17 protein-coding genes are annotated in these 16,912 nt (G+C 55.9%); 14 read left to right on the plus strand and 3 right to left on the minus strand.

Annotation, left to right across the window (positions count from 1 at the left end):
• The first annotated feature begins 21 nt into the window (after positions 1-21).
• The 13 genes from P9J57_RS02800 to P9J57_RS02860 all read left to right on the plus strand — a co-directional run bounded on the left by P9J57_RS02800 (position 22) and on the right by P9J57_RS02860 (position 13,767).
• The gene (locus P9J57_RS02800; RefSeq protein ID WP_210448466.1) at positions 22-2,079 is read left to right on the plus strand and encodes an alpha-glucosidase; all 2,058 of its coding nucleotides are present in this window, start codon (positions 22-24) and stop codon (positions 2,077-2,079) included.
• Between the two features lie 14 nt (positions 2,080-2,093).
• Complete coding sequence (locus P9J57_RS02805) at positions 2,094-2,987, plus strand: sulfite exporter TauE/SafE family protein (RefSeq protein WP_014604919.1); 894 nt, start codon at positions 2,094-2,096, stop codon at positions 2,985-2,987.
• Between the two features lie 46 nt (positions 2,988-3,033).
• The gene (locus P9J57_RS02810; RefSeq protein ID WP_028715844.1) at positions 3,034-4,428 is read left to right on the plus strand and encodes an MFS transporter; all 1,395 of its coding nucleotides are present in this window, start codon (positions 3,034-3,036) and stop codon (positions 4,426-4,428) included.
• A 45-nt stretch (positions 4,429-4,473) separates the two neighbouring features.
• On the plus strand, positions 4,474-5,910 hold the full coding sequence (locus P9J57_RS02815) for an MFS transporter (protein ID WP_014604920.1): 1,437 nt from the start codon (positions 4,474-4,476) through the stop codon (positions 5,908-5,910).
• 294 nt (positions 5,911-6,204) lie between these two features.
• Positions 6,205-6,549 (plus strand): glycine dehydrogenase, encoded by a 345-nt coding sequence (locus P9J57_RS02820; protein ID WP_013027358.1) that lies wholly within the window; start codon positions 6,205-6,207, stop codon positions 6,547-6,549.
• A 27-nt stretch (positions 6,550-6,576) separates the two neighbouring features.
• On the plus strand, positions 6,577-6,933 hold the full coding sequence (locus P9J57_RS02825; RefSeq protein WP_013027356.1) for an SFCGS family glycine-rich protein: 357 nt from the start codon (positions 6,577-6,579) through the stop codon (positions 6,931-6,933).
• A gap of 3 nt (positions 6,934-6,936) precedes the next feature.
• The gene (locus P9J57_RS02830) at positions 6,937-7,233 is read left to right on the plus strand and encodes a DUF4312 family protein (protein WP_013027355.1); all 297 of its coding nucleotides are present in this window, start codon (positions 6,937-6,939) and stop codon (positions 7,231-7,233) included.
• 33 nt (positions 7,234-7,266) lie between these two features.
• Entirely contained in the window at positions 7,267-8,043 is a 777-nt protein-coding gene (locus tag P9J57_RS02835) for a DUF4311 domain-containing protein (RefSeq protein ID WP_014604922.1), read from the plus strand.
• 13 nt (positions 8,044-8,056) lie between these two features.
• Positions 8,057-8,701, plus strand: coding sequence for a DUF4310 family protein (locus P9J57_RS02840; protein WP_013027353.1), 645 nt, complete (start codon positions 8,057-8,059; stop codon positions 8,699-8,701).
• 54 nt (positions 8,702-8,755) lie between these two features.
• Entirely contained in the window at positions 8,756-9,889 is a 1,134-nt protein-coding gene (locus P9J57_RS02845; RefSeq protein WP_109707093.1) for an amidohydrolase/deacetylase family metallohydrolase, read from the plus strand.
• A complete protein-coding gene (locus P9J57_RS02850) occupies positions 9,873-10,988 on the plus strand; it encodes a DgaE family pyridoxal phosphate-dependent ammonia lyase (RefSeq protein ID WP_019104892.1) in 1,116 nt (371 codons plus the stop codon). Before P9J57_RS02845 ends, P9J57_RS02850 begins: the two co-directional genes overlap by 17 nt.
• A gap of 1 nt (position 10,989) precedes the next feature.
• Positions 10,990-11,730: a 2-dehydro-3-deoxy-phosphogluconate aldolase gene (gene dagF / locus P9J57_RS02855; RefSeq protein WP_013027350.1), complete on the plus strand. Its 741-nt coding sequence runs from the start codon at positions 10,990-10,992 to the stop codon at positions 11,728-11,730.
• Between the two features lie 126 nt (positions 11,731-11,856).
• Positions 11,857-13,767, plus strand: coding sequence for a BglG family transcription antiterminator (locus tag P9J57_RS02860; protein ID WP_019104891.1), 1,911 nt, complete (start codon positions 11,857-11,859; stop codon positions 13,765-13,767).
• Between the two features lie 3 nt (positions 13,768-13,770).
• Here P9J57_RS02860 and P9J57_RS02865 read toward each other — a convergent pair whose 3' ends face one another.
• Complete coding sequence (locus tag P9J57_RS02865; protein WP_013027348.1) at positions 13,771-14,694, minus strand: LysR family transcriptional regulator; 924 nt, start codon at positions 14,692-14,694, stop codon at positions 13,771-13,773.
• 129 nt (positions 14,695-14,823) lie between these two features.
• Between P9J57_RS02865 and P9J57_RS02870 the strand changes: the two genes are divergently transcribed.
• Positions 14,824-15,528 (plus strand): pirin family protein, encoded by a 705-nt coding sequence (locus tag P9J57_RS02870; RefSeq protein WP_013027347.1) that lies wholly within the window; start codon positions 14,824-14,826, stop codon positions 15,526-15,528.
• Between the two features lie 199 nt (positions 15,529-15,727).
• Here P9J57_RS02870 and dolP read toward each other — a convergent pair whose 3' ends face one another.
• Entirely contained in the window at positions 15,728-16,300 is a 573-nt protein-coding gene (dolP, locus tag P9J57_RS02875) for a division/outer membrane stress-associated lipid-binding lipoprotein (protein WP_014604927.1), read from the minus strand.
• A gap of 14 nt (positions 16,301-16,314) precedes the next feature.
• Positions 16,315-16,902 (minus strand): DnaA initiator-associating protein DiaA, encoded by a 588-nt coding sequence (gene diaA, locus P9J57_RS02880; RefSeq protein ID WP_013027345.1) that lies wholly within the window; start codon positions 16,900-16,902, stop codon positions 16,315-16,317.
• Positions 16,903-16,912 lie beyond the last annotated feature (10 nt).

A 16,912-nucleotide genomic window follows, 5' to 3' on the forward strand; every position in this document is an offset into this window, starting at 1 on the left:
TCCTACAACGCAGAGGTCAGAATGCATTTACAACATCCTGAGACGGCAGGCGTAAAGCTGACTGCCGCCGGTAACGGCTTTTCACTGACTTATCAAAACCGACAGATTCTTAGCCACAGCGAGGAAAAACCCTGTCTGTGGATAGGCAATGGCAACGCCGATATCGACATGTTTCGCGGCAATTTCAGTATTAAAGACCGGTTGAATGAAAAACTGGCGTTAACCTCGGCCGTTGTGACCGCGCAGGACACCGGCTGGACGGTGCGCTTCTCACGCGGAGAGGTATTTAGCGCCACGCTGATCATCGGCACAGATGAAAACGGCCGCCTGTTGCTTACGCTGACAAACGACAGCGACAGGCTTAACCGTATCTGGCTGAGGCTGTCAGCGCAGCCAGACGATCATATCTACGGCTGTGGCGAGCAGTTTTCCTGTTTTGATTTGCGCGGGAAACCTTTTCCGCTCTGGACCAGCGAACAGGGCGTCGGGCGCAATAAGAAAAGCGTGGTCACCTGGCAGGCTGACTGTGCAGAGAATGCCGGTGGAGATTACTACTGGACCTTTTTCCCACAGCCGACCTTTGTCAGCAGCCAGAAGTATTACTGCCATGTGGATAACAGCGGCTACATGAATTTTGACTTCAGTGCAGCGGATTATCATGAACTGGCTTTCTGGGAAAATAACGCCACGTTACGTTTTGAATGTGCCGATACCTACATCGCCCTGCTGGAAAAAATGAGTGCCCTGTTGGGGCGTCAGCCGGTATTACCGGACTGGGTTTACGATGGCGTCACGCTGGGGATCCAGGGCGGCACCGACATCTGCCAGCAGAAGCTGGACAAAATGCGTCAGGCGGGCGTGAAAGTGAATGGCATCTGGGCGCAGGACTGGTCCGGCATCCGGATGACCTCCTTCGGCAAACGCGTGATGTGGAACTGGCAGTGGGACAGCGAGCTTTATCCCCAACTGGACGCGCGCATTCAGCAGTGGAAAGCGGAAGGCGTACAGTTCCTGTCTTATATCAACCCTTACGTTGCCAGCGACCGTAACCTGTGCGAAGAGGCCGCCCGGAAAGGATATCTGACCAAAAATGCGGCTGGGGACGATTACCACGTCGAATTTGGTGAGTTTTATGCGGGCGTCGTCGATCTCACGAATCCGGAGGCTTACCACTGGTTCAAAGGCGTCATCAAAGACAATCTGATTGCCCTGGGCTGTCGCGGCTGGATGGCGGATTTTGGGGAGTACCTGCCAACGGACACGTATCTGCACAACGGCGTCAGCGCCGAAATCATGCACAATGCCTGGCCCGCGCTGTGGGCGAAGTGTAACTACGAGGCGCTGGAAGAAACCGGCAAACTCGGTGACGTGCTGTTCTTTATGCGTGCGGGTTACACCGGCAGTCAGAAATACTCCGTGATGATGTGGGCCGGGGATCAAAATGTTGACTGGAGCCTGGACGATGGCCTGGCCTCGGTGGTGCCCGCCGCGCTGTCACTGGCGATGAGCGGCCACGGTTTGCATCACAGCGACATCGGTGGCTACACCACGCTGTACGGCATGAAACGCAGTAAAGAACTGCTGCTTCGCTGGTGTGACTTCAATGCTTTTACCCCGATGATGCGCACCCATGAAGGGAACCGTCCTGGCGATAACTGGCAGTTTGACAGCGATGAAGAAACCATTGCCCACTTTGCCCGCATGTCCACGATCTTCACCACCTTAAAACCTTATATCAAGCAGGCTGTCGCGCAGAATGCCCACTCGGGCTTACCCGTTATGCGCCCTTTGTTTTTGCACTATGAAGCGGATGCCCGCACCTACACGCTCAAATACCAATATCTGCTGGGGCGTGACCTGCTGGTGGCACCGGTTTATGAAGAGGGCCGCCGCGACTGGTCGCTCTATCTGCCTGAAGACCGCTGGGTCAACATGTGGACCGGAGAAACGTTAAACGGCGGGGATATCACTGTCGCCGCGCCGATGGGGCAGCCGCCGGTATTTTATCGGGCAGACAGCGAATGGCAGTCATTGTTTGCTTCATTACGGCTTGCTGGCAGTCAGATATTGCCACAGTAGCGGGAGAAAGGATTATGGATTTCTTTACGCTACTTACACCTGAAGGTCTGGAAATCACCACTGAGGTCGTCTGCATCATTATTGCCATTATGTTTCTGTACACCTTTATTGGCATCTGTGCTGGATTTGGTGGCGCGCTGGTTACGATGCCGCTGGTGACGTTGCTGCTGCCGGTCAAAATGGCTGCACCGATGTCGGTGATTGTGGGGACGGCAACGGCGCTGTATGCCACCTGGCTGTCTCGCAAGGAAACCAACTGGAAGTCAGCCCTGGTGCTGATCCTGTTCTCCTTTGCCGGTATCCCTTTGGGCATTTACGCGCTGTCCAATTTTCCGGACGACGTGATGAAAACCGGGCTGGGCGTTTTCCTGATCCTTTATTCGTTCTACAGCCTGTTTATTCCTCGTCTGCCTGTCTATGACAAAAACTGGATAGTGATGCCCACCGGTATTATCGCCGGGGCGCTCGGCTCGGCGTTTGCCACCAACGGTCCGCCCGTCGTGATCTACGGCATGTTAAGGAATCTGGCACCCGCTGCTTTTCGCGGCACGCTCAATGCATTTTTTACCGCGAATAACATCGCCATTATTGGCGGCCTGACCACCAGCGGCATTTTAACGGTCTCAACGGTCAAGCTGGTGATGTTCTGCATTCCTACCATGATCCTTGGATCGTTAGTGGGCCAGTATGTGCACAAGCGTATCTCCGTGCGGGCTTTCCGACTGATGGTGTTTCTCTTGCTGATTGCTTCGGGCTCCATGCTGATCAAAGGCGCTCTGGATATCCCGGCCTGGCAGGTACTGGTGCCCTCATTTGGCCTGCTGGCCGTCATGCAGCTGCTGTTTGGTAAAAAAGTGGCCGCTATTCGCGCTGAAATCGAGCAACAAAACGCTTCAAAACCATCCTGAAAAAGCGGCCCTGCTGACAGGTTCAGTGGGGCAGCGGAGAGAAATCATGAGCCAACACCATCTTGCTTCCGGCAGTGAACCGGCGACGTTACGGTTGCCCTTCAAAGAGAAAGTCGCCTATGGCATCGGCGATCTGGGTTCAAATATTTTATTAGATATCGGTACGCTCTACCTCCTGAAGTTCTATACCGACGTGCTGGAGCTGCCGGGAACCTACGGCGGCATCATTTTCCTGGTGGCCAAGTTTTTTACCGCCTTTACCGATATGGGCACCGGCATCATGCTGGATTCGCGGCGTCGGATTGGCCCGAAAGGCAAGTTCCGTCCCTTCGTGCTGTTCGCGGCCTTTCCGGTAACCCTGTTAGCTATCGCCAATTTTGTGGGTACGCCGTTTGACGTCACCGGAAAAACGATCGTCGCCACAGTGCTGTTTATGATGTATGGCCTGTTCTTCAGCATGATGAACTGTTCCTACGGTGCGATGGTGCCCGCGATGACGAAAAACCCCGACGAGCGTGCCGCACTGGCCGCGTGGCGGCAGGGCGGCGCAACGCTGGGCTTGCTGATCTGTACCGTGGGTTTTGTACCGGTCATGAACCTGATTGAAGGCAATCCGCAGCTGAGTTATGTCGTTGCGGCCACGCTGTTCTCGGCGTTTGGCTTATTTTTTATGTGGTGGTGTTATGCCGGTGTAAAAGAGCGTTATGTCGAGCAACCCGCCAGCAGCCCCACGCAGAAACCGGGACTGTTAGCGTCGTTCCGTGCCATCGCGGGCAACCGTCCACTGTTTATCCTGTGCATTGCCAACTTATGCACACTGGGCGCCTTTAACGTCAAACTGGCGATCCAGGTTTATTACACCCAGTACGTGCTGAACGATCCCATTCTGCTGTCATGGATGGGATTCTTCAGCATGGGGTGCATCTTTATTGGCGTATTTATGATGCCCGGCGCGGTCAGGCGCTTTGGTAAGAAAAAAGTGTATATCGGCGGTTTGCTGATTTGGGTCGCGGGCGATCTGCTCAACTATTTCTTCGGCGGCGGTTCGGTCAGTTTTGTCGCGTATTCCTGTCTGGCTTTTTTTGGCTCAGCCTTTGTCAACAGCCTTAACTGGGCGCTGGTTTCCGATACGGTGGAGTACGGGGAATGGCGGACGGGCGTTCGTTCTGAAGGTACGGTTTATACCGGTTTTACCTTTTTCCGTAAGGTCTCACAGGCGCTGGCCGGCTTTTTCCCCGGCTGGATGCTGACACAAATCGGCTACGTGCCCAACGTGATTCAGTCGTCCGGAACGGTAGAAGGGTTGAAGCAGCTGATGTTCATCTATCCCGGTGCGCTGGCCGTGATCACCATCGTGGCCATGGGGTGCTTCTACAATCTCAATGAGAAGATGTATGTCCGTATCATTGAGGAGATCGATGCACGTAAGCGTCAGCGCTAATTTGGCTTTGTGACTGCGCCGGTCGCGGCGCTAAAAGGATCACTTATGAAGACAGGCTCCGATCCATTAACGCTGAAACTCCCGCTGCGTGAGAAGGTGGCTTACGGCGTCGGTGATTTTGGCTCCAACCTGATGCTGACTATCGGGACGCTTTATTTACTCAAGTTCTACACCGATGAGCTGGGCATGCCAGCCTGGTACGGCGGGGTGATTTTCCTGGTGGCGAAATTCTTTACCGCCCTAACCGATATGTTCACCGGCATTGTGCTGGATTCACGCCGCCATATTGGCACGAGAGGAAAATTCAGACCTTTTATTCTCTATTTCTCGCTGCCGGTAGCGCTGGTGGCTGCGGCACAGTTTGTTGCTAACGACTTTAGCCTGACGATAAAGACAACGATCGCGACCGCCCTGTTTATGACGTTTGGTCTGTTTTACAGCCTGATGAACTGTTCCTATGGCGCAATGGTGCCAGCCATAACCAAAAATCCCCACGAACGCGCCCACCTCGCCGCCTGGCGGCAGGGCGGGGCAACGGTGGGATTACTGGTTTGCACCGTGTGCTTTATGCCCATTCAGTCGCTGTTTGTTGGCAAAAGTGCGCTGGGCTATCAGGTTGCCGCCGCCGTCTTTGTGGTCGCCGGGCTGCTGTGCATGTGGTTCTGTTACAGCGGGGTTAAAGAGCGCTATGTTGAGCTCACCCCGACGCATCATAAACCCGGTGTGGCAACGGCCTTCCGCGCCATCTTTCACAATCCGCCGTTGCTGGTTCTGTGCCTCGCGAACCTCTGTACCCTGGCGGCGTTTAATATCAAGCTGGCCATTCAGGTCTACTACACGCAGTACGTGCTGAACGATGTTCATTTGCTCTCCTGGATGGGCTTCTTCAGCATGGGCTGTATTCTGGTGGGCGTACTGCTGGTGCCCACAGCGGTAAAACAGTTTGGTAAGAAACAGGTTTATCTGGGGGGACTCATCCTCTGGGCCTTGGGCGATCTGGGTAACTTTCTCTGGGGAAGCAGCTCTCTGCTGTTCGTCATGTTCTCCTGCGTGGCGTTTTTCGGTACGGCATTCGTTAATAGCCTTAACTGGGCGCTGGTGCCGGATACCGTAGAGTACGGGGAGTGGAAAACCGGCATTCGGGCAGAAGGTGCCTGTTACACGGGCTACACCTTCTTTCGCAAGATATCCGCCGCGCTGGCAGGATTTTTGCCCGGTCTGATGCTGACGCAAATAGGCTACGTGCCCAATGCCGTACAAAGCGATGGCACGCTGGCAGGTTTAAGGCAGCTGATCTTTATCTGGCCCTGTTCGCTGGCGATTGCGGCGGCGTTGATCATGGGCTTCTGCTACAAGCTGAATGAAGCGCGTTTTGCCCTGATCGTGGCCGCCATTAGCCGACGTAAAACGCATCGCCTCCAGCCCGTTGACGACAAAAACCGCGTTACGCCATTACGTCAGCCCACTGACGCTGAGTCATAAGTTTCTCTGTTACCTTGCCCTCAGGGTTGCTGTTTGCCAGTTTTGTGACGGCTGACCAGCAACCCGGTTTTCTGTTTATTCCTCATCTGCCGCCTTTCCTGTGTGATATCCCTTTTTTAACTCACTGTTTAATCTGTTAAAAATAATTCGTCCCCTAAGCGAACGCGCAAGTTTGCGTTCCGGATCACTCACAAGGGCCGGATTTCCACTTCGAAACGGAAAAAGTCGTTCTCCACAGCGCTGCCGCCTCTGGTTAGTTTGAGATCACGCTAAGCGCGAAATGGGAAGCAGACGATGAGTACGGGTAAGGGAGCGGTAGCGATGAATGCGTCACAAGACGAACAGCAAAGGATTCAGGCCCTGACGGATCGCGTGATGGCGCAGATTGAGGTGCTTTTTGCCGAGCGGGCCATCCAGCCGAATGCCGTGCAGATACAAATGCTGGCTTCGCACGTGCGGGCAATGGCATTGCGATCCGTCACCGGCGAGAGTCTGCCAGAGGTTGAGGCTGAGCTGTTTGACGAAATTTCCAAAGAGTCGATGGCGCTGGCACAGCAGGTGGTGGACCTGTTTGGCAATTTGCCACCAGAAGAAGCCTGGCTGCTTTCTGTCCACTTTGAAGTGGCGAAGAACGACTAATTTTCCAACCCTGAGAGGAACAGACATATGGTAACCGTAGTGATCGGCGATCGTTTAGGTAAAGGACAAAAAGTGGCGGCTGGCGTAGAAAAAGCCGGTGGCCGTGCCGTTGTGGTGCCGGGCGTCGCGGCAGACATGAAGCTGGGCGACGTCATGAAAGCAGAGAATGCCGATTTCGGTATCTCCTTTTGCGGCAGCGGAGGGGCAGGCGCGATTACGGCGCAAAACAAATACGGCTATAAGGCCAAACATGGTATGCGCTCTGTGGATGAAGGCGTAACCGCCATTAATGAAGGCGCGAACGTGCTGGGCTTCGGCTTTATGGACAAAGAAGAGCTGGGTGAACGTCTGGTTCAGGCCTGGAACAAAAAACACGGTGGATAAGGAATGAAAGAGACCTTTACAACCTCGGTTGCCGTAAGCGGTAAGGGCGACACCAAGGCGAAAGCCTTCGCAGATGCGCTGAGTCGTGTACAGCACGAAGTCCTGCGCAACGCCAATAAGATTCTGCTGCGCATTGAACCGCAGGACGTAAAGGTGGTGCGCGCGCGGGAACGCGTCACAACCGAAAAATTCCTTTTCTTTTTCCTGGCACGCGAGCGCAGGCTCTTCAGCGTCGACCTGGAGGTCACCATTAACGTGACCTGCCTGGACGGCGATAAGGTCGAGTTCACCCGCGTGTAAGTCAGCCTCAAACAACACATATAAGGAAAGAGGATGTTTCTCATCATTTTGCTCAAGTCGTTAATTATCGGCGGCCTCGTGGGCGTCGGTGTGGGCGCCGGTGCCGCCCGCATGTTCCATGCCCCGACGACACAAGGTATGGGCGCCTTTCGCACACTGGGTGAACTTAACTCCTGTGAAGGCGATCCTGCCTCTCACTTCTCTTTTGGGTTGGGATTCTTCTTTAACGCCTGGGCCTCCTCCGTGGCGGCGGGTGCGTTCACGCAGGACGTGGATCATCGCATCATCCCCAACTGGGGCGCGGCGGCGATCATGATCAAAAACCGCAATGTGGCAGAGACGCTACACGACCCGAAAAAGATGGCTATCGCCTGCGGCATCATCGGCATGGTGGTGGTGGCTTTTCTCAACTCGACCGCCTCTGCTGTTCCGGCGGCTCTGCAGGTCACGGCGGTAAAGGTGCTGGTACCGGCCGCTAATTTGCTGGTGAACACGGTCATGCCGGTGATCTTCTGGCTGGCGGCAATTGACGCCGGTAAGAAATCGGGCTTTTGGGCCACCATCTTCGGCGGTCTGGCACAGCTGATTATGGGCAATGCCGTACCGGGCCTGGTGCTGGGCATTTTGATTGGTAAAGGGGTTGAAGAGAGCGGCTGGAACAAAGTGACCAAAATCATGATGACCGCCATCGTCGCCCTGTTTGTTCTCAGCGCCTTCTTCCGCGGTTTCGATATGAAGATGCTGCAATCCTTCCAGCTCGGCATTCCTGGCTGGCTCGACAGTATTCATAACAGCCTGAGCGGCAAATAACGGAGCGTCTGCAATGGAAGAATCAAACAAAGGTTTCTGGTATGCCGACTGGTCATTCCCGATTTTTGTCGGTCTGCTCTCCTCCGGCGTGTTTGCCGGGACCCATATGTACTACCTGTACGGTATCGGCGCTTTTAACGAAGTGGCCTTCGTCTCGATGTTACGGGCGGGCATCGATACCGGCGTTTACGGCGCGGTGGCCGCTTTCGGTGCCAGCTTTCTGTTCGCCCGCATCATTGAAGGATCGCTGGTCGGGATTCTGGATATCGGTGGTGCCATCCAGACCGGCGTCGGGTTGGGCGTGCCCGCGCTGCTGCTGGGCGCCGGTTTTGTCTTCCCGGTGGCGAATTTTGCGGCTTCGCTGGTCACCGGTCTGGTTATCGGTGTGGCGATAGGCTACGTCATCATTCTGGCGCGTAAGTTCACCATTAATCAAAGCAACAGCACCTATGGTGCGGACGTGATGATGGGCGCGGGCAATGCATCAGGACGCTTCCTGGGGCCATTGATTATCCTGGCCGCCATGGGCGCCTCCATTCCTATCGGTCTCGGTTCGCTGTTGGGTGCGCTGGTGTTCTATCTGTGGAACAAACCGATCACCGGCGGGGCGATCCTCGGTGCCATGATCCTCGGCGCGATTTTTCCGGTCGCGATCTGATCGCGTTAATGCCCGATTGGTGAAGGCCGATCGGGGCAGTCAAAGGAGATTCCTATGTACGATCTGATTCTGCGTCGGGCGCGACTGCCGGATGAACGTCTGATCGATATCGCCATACTCGACGGAAAAATAGCCGCCGTGGGTGAGGTAACCGGCAGGGCAAAAGTGGAACAAACCCTGGCGGTGGATTGCTATCTCAGTGCGGGCTGGATCGACTCCCACGTACACTGCTATGAAAAATCGCCCATCTATCACGATCATCCCGACCGGATTGGCGTGGAAAGCGGCGTCACCTGTGTTGTCGATGCAGGCAGTACAGGTGTAGACGACATTGATGATTTCAGACAGCGCACGCAAGCGGTCACCACCCAGGTTTTTGCGCTGCTGAATATCGCCCGCACCGGCATCGTTACCCAAAATGAACTGGCGGACATGACCCAGATTGATCGCCCGGCGATTGCCGATGCGGTAAGACGTCATCCCGATTTTATCGTCGGGCTTAAAGCCCGGATGAGCAGCAGCGTGGTGGGCGAAAACGGCATTCGGCCGCTGGTGCTGGCGAAGGCGATTCAGCAGGAAAATGGCAACCTGCCCCTGATGGTGCATATTGGTAACAATCCCCCCAACCTCGATGAAATCGCCGCGTTGCTGACCTCCGGCGACATCATCACCCACTGCTACAACGGCAAGCCAAACCGCATCCTGACGCCCGAAGGGCAACTGCGTGCAGCGGTAAAACAGGCACTGGCAAGGGGCTTGCGGCTTGATGTTGGCCACGGCAGTGCCAGCTTCAGCTTTGAGGTGGCGCGCGCGGCGATTGCCCAAGGCATTCTGCCTGACACCATCAGTTCAGACATCTACTGCCGCAATCGTCTGAACGGACCGGTTTATACCCTGGCGCACGTGATGTCGAAATTTTTCAATGTAGGCATGACGCTGCCACAGATTATTGCCTGCGTAACGCATCAGGCGGCCAGCGGGCTGAGATTACGCAGCAAAGGTGCTATTGAGCCCGGACTTGATGCCGACTTTACCCTGTTTACCGTGGCGCACGAATCCGTGTCGTTTGTGGATGCGGAAGGGCTGGCGGAGCAGGGCGATCGCCAATTGATTCCTCTGGCGGCTATCGTCGCCGGTGAGTGCTGGATGACTGAAGAAGGGAAAAAACACAATGTCTTCACTGTATGAGAAATATGGCCTGAAGCAGGTCATTAATGCCTCTGGCCGCATGACCATTCTTGGCGTGTCTACACCGGCCAGCGACGTGGTTGATACGGTTAAATACGGCCTGGAGCACTATTTTGAAGTGAAGGACCTGGTTGATAAGACCGGGGCTTACATCGCTAATTTGCTGCAGGTGGAAAATGCGCTGGTGGTGTCCTGTGCTTCTGCGGGCATCGCCCAAAGCGTGGCTGCCGTCATTGTGAAAGATGACGACTGGCTGCTGGATAATTTACATAGCGCACCGCTGACCGTGCCGCACGACATCGTGGTGCCAAAAGGGCATAACGTGAATTACGGCGCGCCCGTTGGCAGCATGATTGCGCTGGGCGGCGGTCGGACGGTTGAGGCGGGTTACAGTAACGAGTGCTCGCCACAGCAGCTTTCCGCTGCAGTCACCGCCCAGACGGCGGCCATTCTCTATGTGAAGTCCCATCACTGTGTACAAAAGAGCCACCTGAGCGTGGCGCAGGCCGCCGAGGTGGCACGTAAGCATGGCGTGCCGCTTATCGTGGATGCCGCCGCTGAGGAAGATCTGCAGTGCTATTACCAGGCGGGTGCCGATCTGGTTATTTACAGCGGGGCCAAAGCCATTGAAGGCCCCACCAGCGGCCTGGTTATCGGGAAACATCAGCTTGTCGAGTGGGTGAAGCGCCAGAGCAACGGCATTGGCCGCACCATGAAAGTGGGCAAAGAGGGGATTCTGGGACTGACCCAGGCCATTGAATCCTACCTGACCCTGCCGAAAACCACCGGCGCCCAGATGGTGGAAAAAATGACGCCTTTCATCAACAACCTTAACGGTCTGGATGGCGTCAGTGCGCGCGTTGTATGGGATGCCGCCGGGCGCGACATTGCCCGGGCAGAGATCAAATTCGATGAGACCACAATCGGGCATCAGACCGGCGATCTGGTGCAGGCGCTAAAAAACGGTGATATCGCCATTTACTTCCGTGGCTACAAAGCCAATGAGGGCGTTATTGAAGCCGACGTGCGCAGCGTCAGCGCTGAGCAGCTGCAGATTATTTTCACCCGCATTCAGGCGCTGTTAACAGGAGAAAAATAGCATGACGCTAACCCCCAATTTTTATCAGGATCGCCTGTGTCTTAACGTGCTGGCGGGTTCAAAAGAGAACGCGCGAGCCATCTGGCAGGCCGCAGAAGGCCACGTACTGGTCGGCGTGTTATCAAAAAACTACCCCAGCAACGAGGCCGCTATTGCGGATATGCGCGAGTACGCCGCGCTGATTGATAACGCGCTGTCCATCGGCCTGGGCGCGGGCGATCCCCGGCAGTCGCGAATGGTCAGCGAACTGGCCGCCGTGCTACAGCCGCAACATGTTAATCAGGTGTTTACCGGCGTCGGCACCAGCCGTGCGCTGCTCGGTCAGTCACAAACGGTAGTCAACGGGCTGATTTCACCAACCGGCACGCCGGGCAAGGTGAAAATTTCCACCGGTCCCCTCAGTTCACAGAGCAGCGACGGAATTGTGCCCATTGATACCGCGATTGCGTTACTGAAGGACATGGGCGGCAGTTCCGTGAAGTATTTTCCAATGGGCGGTCTGGATACGGTGGACGAGTACCGCGCGGTGGCCGAAGCCTGTGCGAAACAGGATTTCTGGCTGGAGCCGACCGGCGGGATCGATCTGCAAAACGTTGGGCCGATCCTGCGTATTGCGCTGGACGCTGGCGTGAGCAAGATCATTCCCCACATTTACAGTTCGATCATCGACAAAGCCAGTGGCGAAACCCGCGTGGAAGACGTGCGCCAACTGCTGGCCATCTGTAAAAGTCTGCTGGACTGAGCCCAGGCCTGTGCGCCACTTCAAGGACATATTACGGGCGCGCAGGGCATAATAGACCTGCCGCCTGTTTTCCGGCAGTCTGACGTTTACTTTGTTCTTGTTAACCGCTGAAGCAGGTAACCCGACGTGAGATTCCCGAATCAGCGCCTTGCGCAACTGTTCGACGCATTGAAAAACGAAACGCTCCCCCAGGACGAACTGGCACGGCGGTTTGCGGTGTCCACGCGCACCGTACGCACGGATATTACCGCGCTCAACGCCATGCTGCAGCAGCACGGCGCGCAGTTTGTCCTGAATCGCGGTGCGGGCTACCAGCTTAAAATTATTGATGCGCTGCGCTTTAACGTGCTGCAGCAGCAGACGCGTGCGCCTCTGCGGGTGCCGCGCACCTCACACGACCGAATCCGCTACCTGCTGGTGCGTTTCCTCACCGCCGCCTATTCCCTGAAGCTGGAAACCCTGGCAGAGGAGTGGTTTGTCAGCCGTGCCACGCTGCAGAATGACATGGCCGACGTGCGCGAATGGCTCGGCCGTTATCAGTTGAGTATCGAAAGCAAACCCCATCACGGCATGAAGCTGTTTGGCAGTGAAGTGGCGATCCGCACCTGCTTAACCGATCTGCTGTTTGAGATCGATCAGGAGCAGCCTGACAGCCCGCTGATCGTGCCCGAATCGCTGGAAAGCGGCCTGCTGGAAACTCTTCAGCCGCTGCTGCAAAACGGCCTTGCCCAGCACAATATCCGCCTCAGTGATGAAGGCGAACGCTATTTGCGTTTTTACTGCGCGGTGGCGCTACGTCGCATCAATGAAGGCTATCCGCTGAGCGATCCGCAGGTGGAAGAGATCGGGGAGGACGTGCGCGAGTCTGCGCAGACGCTGATCCATGCGCTGCGGCCGCTTACCGTTAAACCGGTTTCTCCGGCGGAAGAGAGCTGGCTGCGGGTGAATATCGCCGCCCGACGCATTCAGGACGTTGCCCCCAGCGCCATTAATGCTGACGATGCGGAGGCGCTGGTTAACTACCTGCTCAGCTTTATTAACACTCACTACTATTACGATCTGCAGAACGATCCTCAACTCCGTGCCGATCTGCTTACCCATATTAAAACGATGATCACGCGCGTGCGTTATCAGATCCATATTCCTAACCCGTTATTAAGCAACATCAAGCAGCACTATCCAATGGCCTACGATGTGACGCTGGCGGCGGTGTCCAGTTGGGGAAAATATTCGCCCTATACGATTAGCGAAAATGAAATTGGCTTTCTGGTGCTTCATATCGGCGTCGGGCTGGAGCGCCATTATAACGTGGGTTACCAGCGTCGCCCTCAGGTACTGCTGGTGTGCGACAGCGGTACTTCGACGCTCCGCATGATCGAAGCCATGTTAATGCGCAACTATCCCCAGTTGCAGGTGACGCAGTGCCTGTCGCAGCGTGAATATGAGGCCCGCCAGCGCATCGAAGAAGATTTTGTGATTTCCACTACGCGGCTGAGTGAAAAAGAGAAACCGGTTGTCGTGGTCGCGCCTTTCCCGACGGAATTTCAACGGGAGCAGATAGGCAAGCTGGTGCTGGTGGACCGCACCCGGCCCTATATGTTGGAGAAATTTTTTGATGCCCGCCATTTCTGCATCATCGATCGGCCGATGAGTCAGTCTGCGCTGTTTCGGCTGTTATGCGATCGGCTGGAGGCAGAAGGCGTGGTGGACAACGCGTTTTATGCTTCCGTTGAGGAGCGTGAAGCCATTGTCAGCACCATGCTGGGCGAAGGGATTGCGCTTCCGCATTCGCTGGGGCTGATGGCGAAAAAAACGGTGGTGTACACCGTGCTGGCCCCGCAGGGGATCCCCTGGGGCGAGGACACGGCTTACGTGATTTTCCTGCTGGCAATCAGCAAAAACGAGTATGAGGAAGCGATGGCTATCTATGACCTGTTCGTGACCTTTATGCGCGAGCGGGCGATGACGCGATTGCGCGACAGCAGTGACTTTGCCTGCTTTAAAAGCGTCGCGCTGGACTGTCTGAGCCGGCTGTAATCTTCAGGGATGGGCGCCCGGCGTCGGTGAGTTTTTCCGGGCCAGCAGGCGAGGAATTTCGCGCAGGCACCAGGCTTTTGCCTCACCCATGCTGTCACGCCGCCAGGCCATGATGATATCGACCTCACGCGAATACTCCGGGCTGACCACCCGCAAGCGGCCCTCTGCAATGTCCTGCTCCACCATGTTATAAGGCATGGTGGCGACCCCTAAACCGGCCAGGAGCGCGCGACGTTTGTCATCCATCGTACTGACGGTCAGGCGCTGTTGCTTGTCCAGCAGTTGCACGGTCAGAACCGGACGTTCGCGGGCCGTATCTGCCACGGCAATGCCGCGATATTTTACCCGGGTGACTTCTGAAAGCGGCTCGGGTTCGTTGTGTATTGGATGGTCAGGGCTGGCAACGTAAACGCTGATGATGCTGTAAAGTTTGCGGGTGTTTATTTCGGTCGAGGCGCGAAAATGCATATCCGGTGCAATGACAATATCAGCCCGCCCCTGTTCCAGTCTCTCCCAGGCGCCAGCCAGTACTTCTGTGATGATGGCGATCTGAGTATTGGCTTTGTCAGCCAGCTTCGTGACCAACGGAAACAGCGCATCGGTGGGCACTAACGCTTCCGTCACGATAGTCAGCTGGGTTTCCCAGCCGCGTGCCAGCGCCTCGGCATCGGTCGTGAGCTTGTCGGCAGCCTCCAGCAACACCCGACCGCGCTCCAGTAACATTCTTCCGACATTGGTGAACTTCGTTCGATGGCCCGAACGGTCAAACAGCACCACATCCAGCTCTTCTTCCAGTTTCTGCATGGTGTAGCTAAGCGCTGAGGGCACGCGGCCCAGTTCATCGGCGGCGGCGGCAAAGCTGCCGCGGCGATCGATAGCATCCATCACACGTAAAGCTTCAAGGGTTAACGCACGGTCTTTGGCCATCCCGGTTCTCTGTCAGGAAATTTGAATATGCACGGCAGATTAACTGGCTAACAATCCGGCGTCCAGACTTTTACCATAAAGGCATATTTCCCGTCGTCGATTCTTGCCGACGGATGCTGGAGGTACATAATGATTACGACACGCAGTGCATCCGCTTGTGGTCAGGCCGATTACGGTTGGTTACAGGCGCGCTACAGCTTCTCTTTTGGCCACTATTTCGATCCCAAATTAATGGGTTATGCCTCCTTACGCGTTTTGAATCAGGAAGTCCTGGCACCCGGCGCGGCGTTTCAGCCGCGCACCTATCCTCAGGTGGATGTGCTGAATATCGTTTTACAGGGTGAGGCGGAATACCGGGACAGCGAGGGTAATCACATCAGCGTGCGTGAAGGTGAGGCGTTGCTGCTCTCCGCTCAGCCCGGCGTGAGCTACAGCGAACTTAATCCGAGTAAAGATCGCCCGTTAACCCGTATGCAGCTCTGGCTGGCGGCCTGCCCGGAACGTGAAAATCCCCGTATGCAGAAAATGACGTTGTCGGGCGGCATGCGTTCGCAACTGCTGGCCTCACCAGATGGCGGCGACAGCAGCCTGCAGTTGCGTCAGCAGGTCTGGATTCATCAGGTTGAGCTGGCGGCAGGCGAGCAGCATCTGGTGCCGCTTCAGGGCGCGCGCGCCTATCTGCAATCTATCCATGGCGCGTTTGAGGCCTCGGCCGGGGGCGCTCATCAGGAACAGCTGGGCTGTGGCGATGGCGCATTTTTGCAGGAAGAGCAACAGCTGTGGCTGTCAGCGAAAACCCCGACCCGCGCACTGGTGATCGATATTCCGGTCTGAGGCCTTCTCTCGTTACGCCGCCGCCAGCGGAGACAACCTCGGGCGGCGCGATAATGCTGGGCGGCAAGCCGGAAAGCGTTTGTTGGCTCTGACCCGGTCACGGCTAAACCCGCAATAAAAAAGCCGCAACCCAACAGGGTGCGGCTTTTCTGTCTGCGCCAGTAACAACCCGGACAGCTGTCCTGGGGTTAACTCAGCATTACTTCACCATGGTAAACGCGGTGGTGACGTGTTTCACGCCGCTGACCCGGCTGGCAATGTCCGCGGCGGCTTTGGCTTCTTCTGGCGTCACCAGGCCCAGCAGGAACACTTCACCGTTTTCCGTGGTGACTTTGACGCTTGATGATTTCACCTGATCGCTGCCCAACAGCTGCGAGCGAATCTTGGTGGTAATCCAGGTATCAGACGACGAGGTGCCAAGGCTGACTTTCGGCCCAATCCGAATCTCGTTATAGACTTCGGTTGCGCCATCAACGCCCATGGTGATCTGTTTCGCGCGGTTGGCAATCTCCTGACTCGGGGCCTGACCGGTTAGCAGGACTTTACCCTGATAGGCGGTAGCAATGACGCGAGCATCGGTTTTGATTTGCTGATCTTTTGCCAGCGCGTTGCTGACGCGTAATTCCAGCGTGCCGTCATCGACCTGCGTTCCGACAGAGCGGGGATCGGTGGCGGTTTTGGTCGCCACAGCGGCGCTACCGGCAACCACCGCGACGCAGCCCTGCAGCAGCATGGCGGTTAAAACAATGGCTATAGCGTTCAATGCTTTCATTGGTGCTCCTTCCGTCATTCCTGGTGGGGAAACAAGGTGTTATCAATCAGATCGCACAAACAGTTGAGTGTTAACATATGCATCTCCTGAATGCGAGCACTACGATGTGAAGGAATACGAATTTCCACATCCTGCGGTCCCAGCAATCCGGCTAATTCGCCCCCATCATAACCGGTAAGCGCAACGATAGTCATATCGCGCGTGACGGCGGCTTCGACGGCCTTCACGATGTCCCGTGTATTCCCGCGTGTAGAGATTGCCAGCAGAACGTCACCGGTTTGTCCCAGTGCACGCACCTGCTTAGCGTAAATTTCGTCATGCAGACGATCGTTACTGATCGCCGTCAGCATGACGTTGTCCGCACTTAAGGCCAGCGCGGGCAGGCTGGGGCGTTCGGTTTCAAAGCGGTTGATCATGCTGGCGGCAAAGTGCTGAGCATTGGCGGATGATGCACCATTACCACAGCTCAGTATTTTGTTACCGTTGAGAAGCGACTGCACCATTGTCATTGCTGCACGCGAAATGGCATCGGGTAACGCCTCTGCAGCAGCGATTTGAGTTTGAATACTTTCGGTAAAACACGCTTTAATTCTTTCCTGCACACGACCACCT

The organism is Pantoea sp. nfd-35 (assembly GCF_056892255.1).

What these genes read in the sequence shown, in the direction of transcription:
- dagF (WP_013027350.1), top strand. Translation starts at nt 10,990, where the DNA reads ATGACGCTAACCCCCAATTTTTATCAGGATCGCCTGTGTCTTAACGTG.
- P9J57_RS02840 (WP_013027353.1), top strand. Translation starts at nt 8,057, where the DNA reads ATGGAAGAATCAAACAAAGGTTTCTGGTATGCCGACTGGTCATTCCCG.
- P9J57_RS02870 (WP_013027347.1), top strand. Translation starts at nt 14,824, where the DNA reads ATGATTACGACACGCAGTGCATCCGCTTGTGGTCAGGCCGATTACGGT.
- P9J57_RS02810 (WP_028715844.1), top strand. Translation starts at nt 3,034, where the DNA reads ATGAGCCAACACCATCTTGCTTCCGGCAGTGAACCGGCGACGTTACGG.
- P9J57_RS02825 (WP_013027356.1), top strand. Translation starts at nt 6,577, where the DNA reads ATGGTAACCGTAGTGATCGGCGATCGTTTAGGTAAAGGACAAAAAGTG.
- P9J57_RS02850 (WP_019104892.1), top strand. Translation starts at nt 9,873, where the DNA reads ATGTCTTCACTGTATGAGAAATATGGCCTGAAGCAGGTCATTAATGCC.
- P9J57_RS02800 (WP_210448466.1), top strand. Translation starts at nt 22, where the DNA reads ATGCATTTACAACATCCTGAGACGGCAGGCGTAAAGCTGACTGCCGCC.
- P9J57_RS02820 (WP_013027358.1), top strand. Translation starts at nt 6,205, where the DNA reads ATGAGTACGGGTAAGGGAGCGGTAGCGATGAATGCGTCACAAGACGAA.
- P9J57_RS02835 (WP_014604922.1), top strand. Translation starts at nt 7,267, where the DNA reads ATGTTTCTCATCATTTTGCTCAAGTCGTTAATTATCGGCGGCCTCGTG.
- P9J57_RS02865 (WP_013027348.1), bottom strand. Translation starts at nt 14,694, where the DNA reads ATGGCCAAAGACCGTGCGTTAACCCTTGAAGCTTTACGTGTGATGGAT.
- P9J57_RS02815 (WP_014604920.1), top strand. Translation starts at nt 4,474, where the DNA reads ATGAAGACAGGCTCCGATCCATTAACGCTGAAACTCCCGCTGCGTGAG.
- P9J57_RS02830 (WP_013027355.1), top strand. Translation starts at nt 6,937, where the DNA reads ATGAAAGAGACCTTTACAACCTCGGTTGCCGTAAGCGGTAAGGGCGAC.
- dolP (WP_014604927.1), bottom strand. Translation starts at nt 16,300, where the DNA reads ATGAAAGCATTGAACGCTATAGCCATTGTTTTAACCGCCATGCTGCTG.
- P9J57_RS02805 (WP_014604919.1), top strand. Translation starts at nt 2,094, where the DNA reads ATGGATTTCTTTACGCTACTTACACCTGAAGGTCTGGAAATCACCACT.
- P9J57_RS02845 (WP_109707093.1), top strand. Translation starts at nt 8,756, where the DNA reads ATGTACGATCTGATTCTGCGTCGGGCGCGACTGCCGGATGAACGTCTG.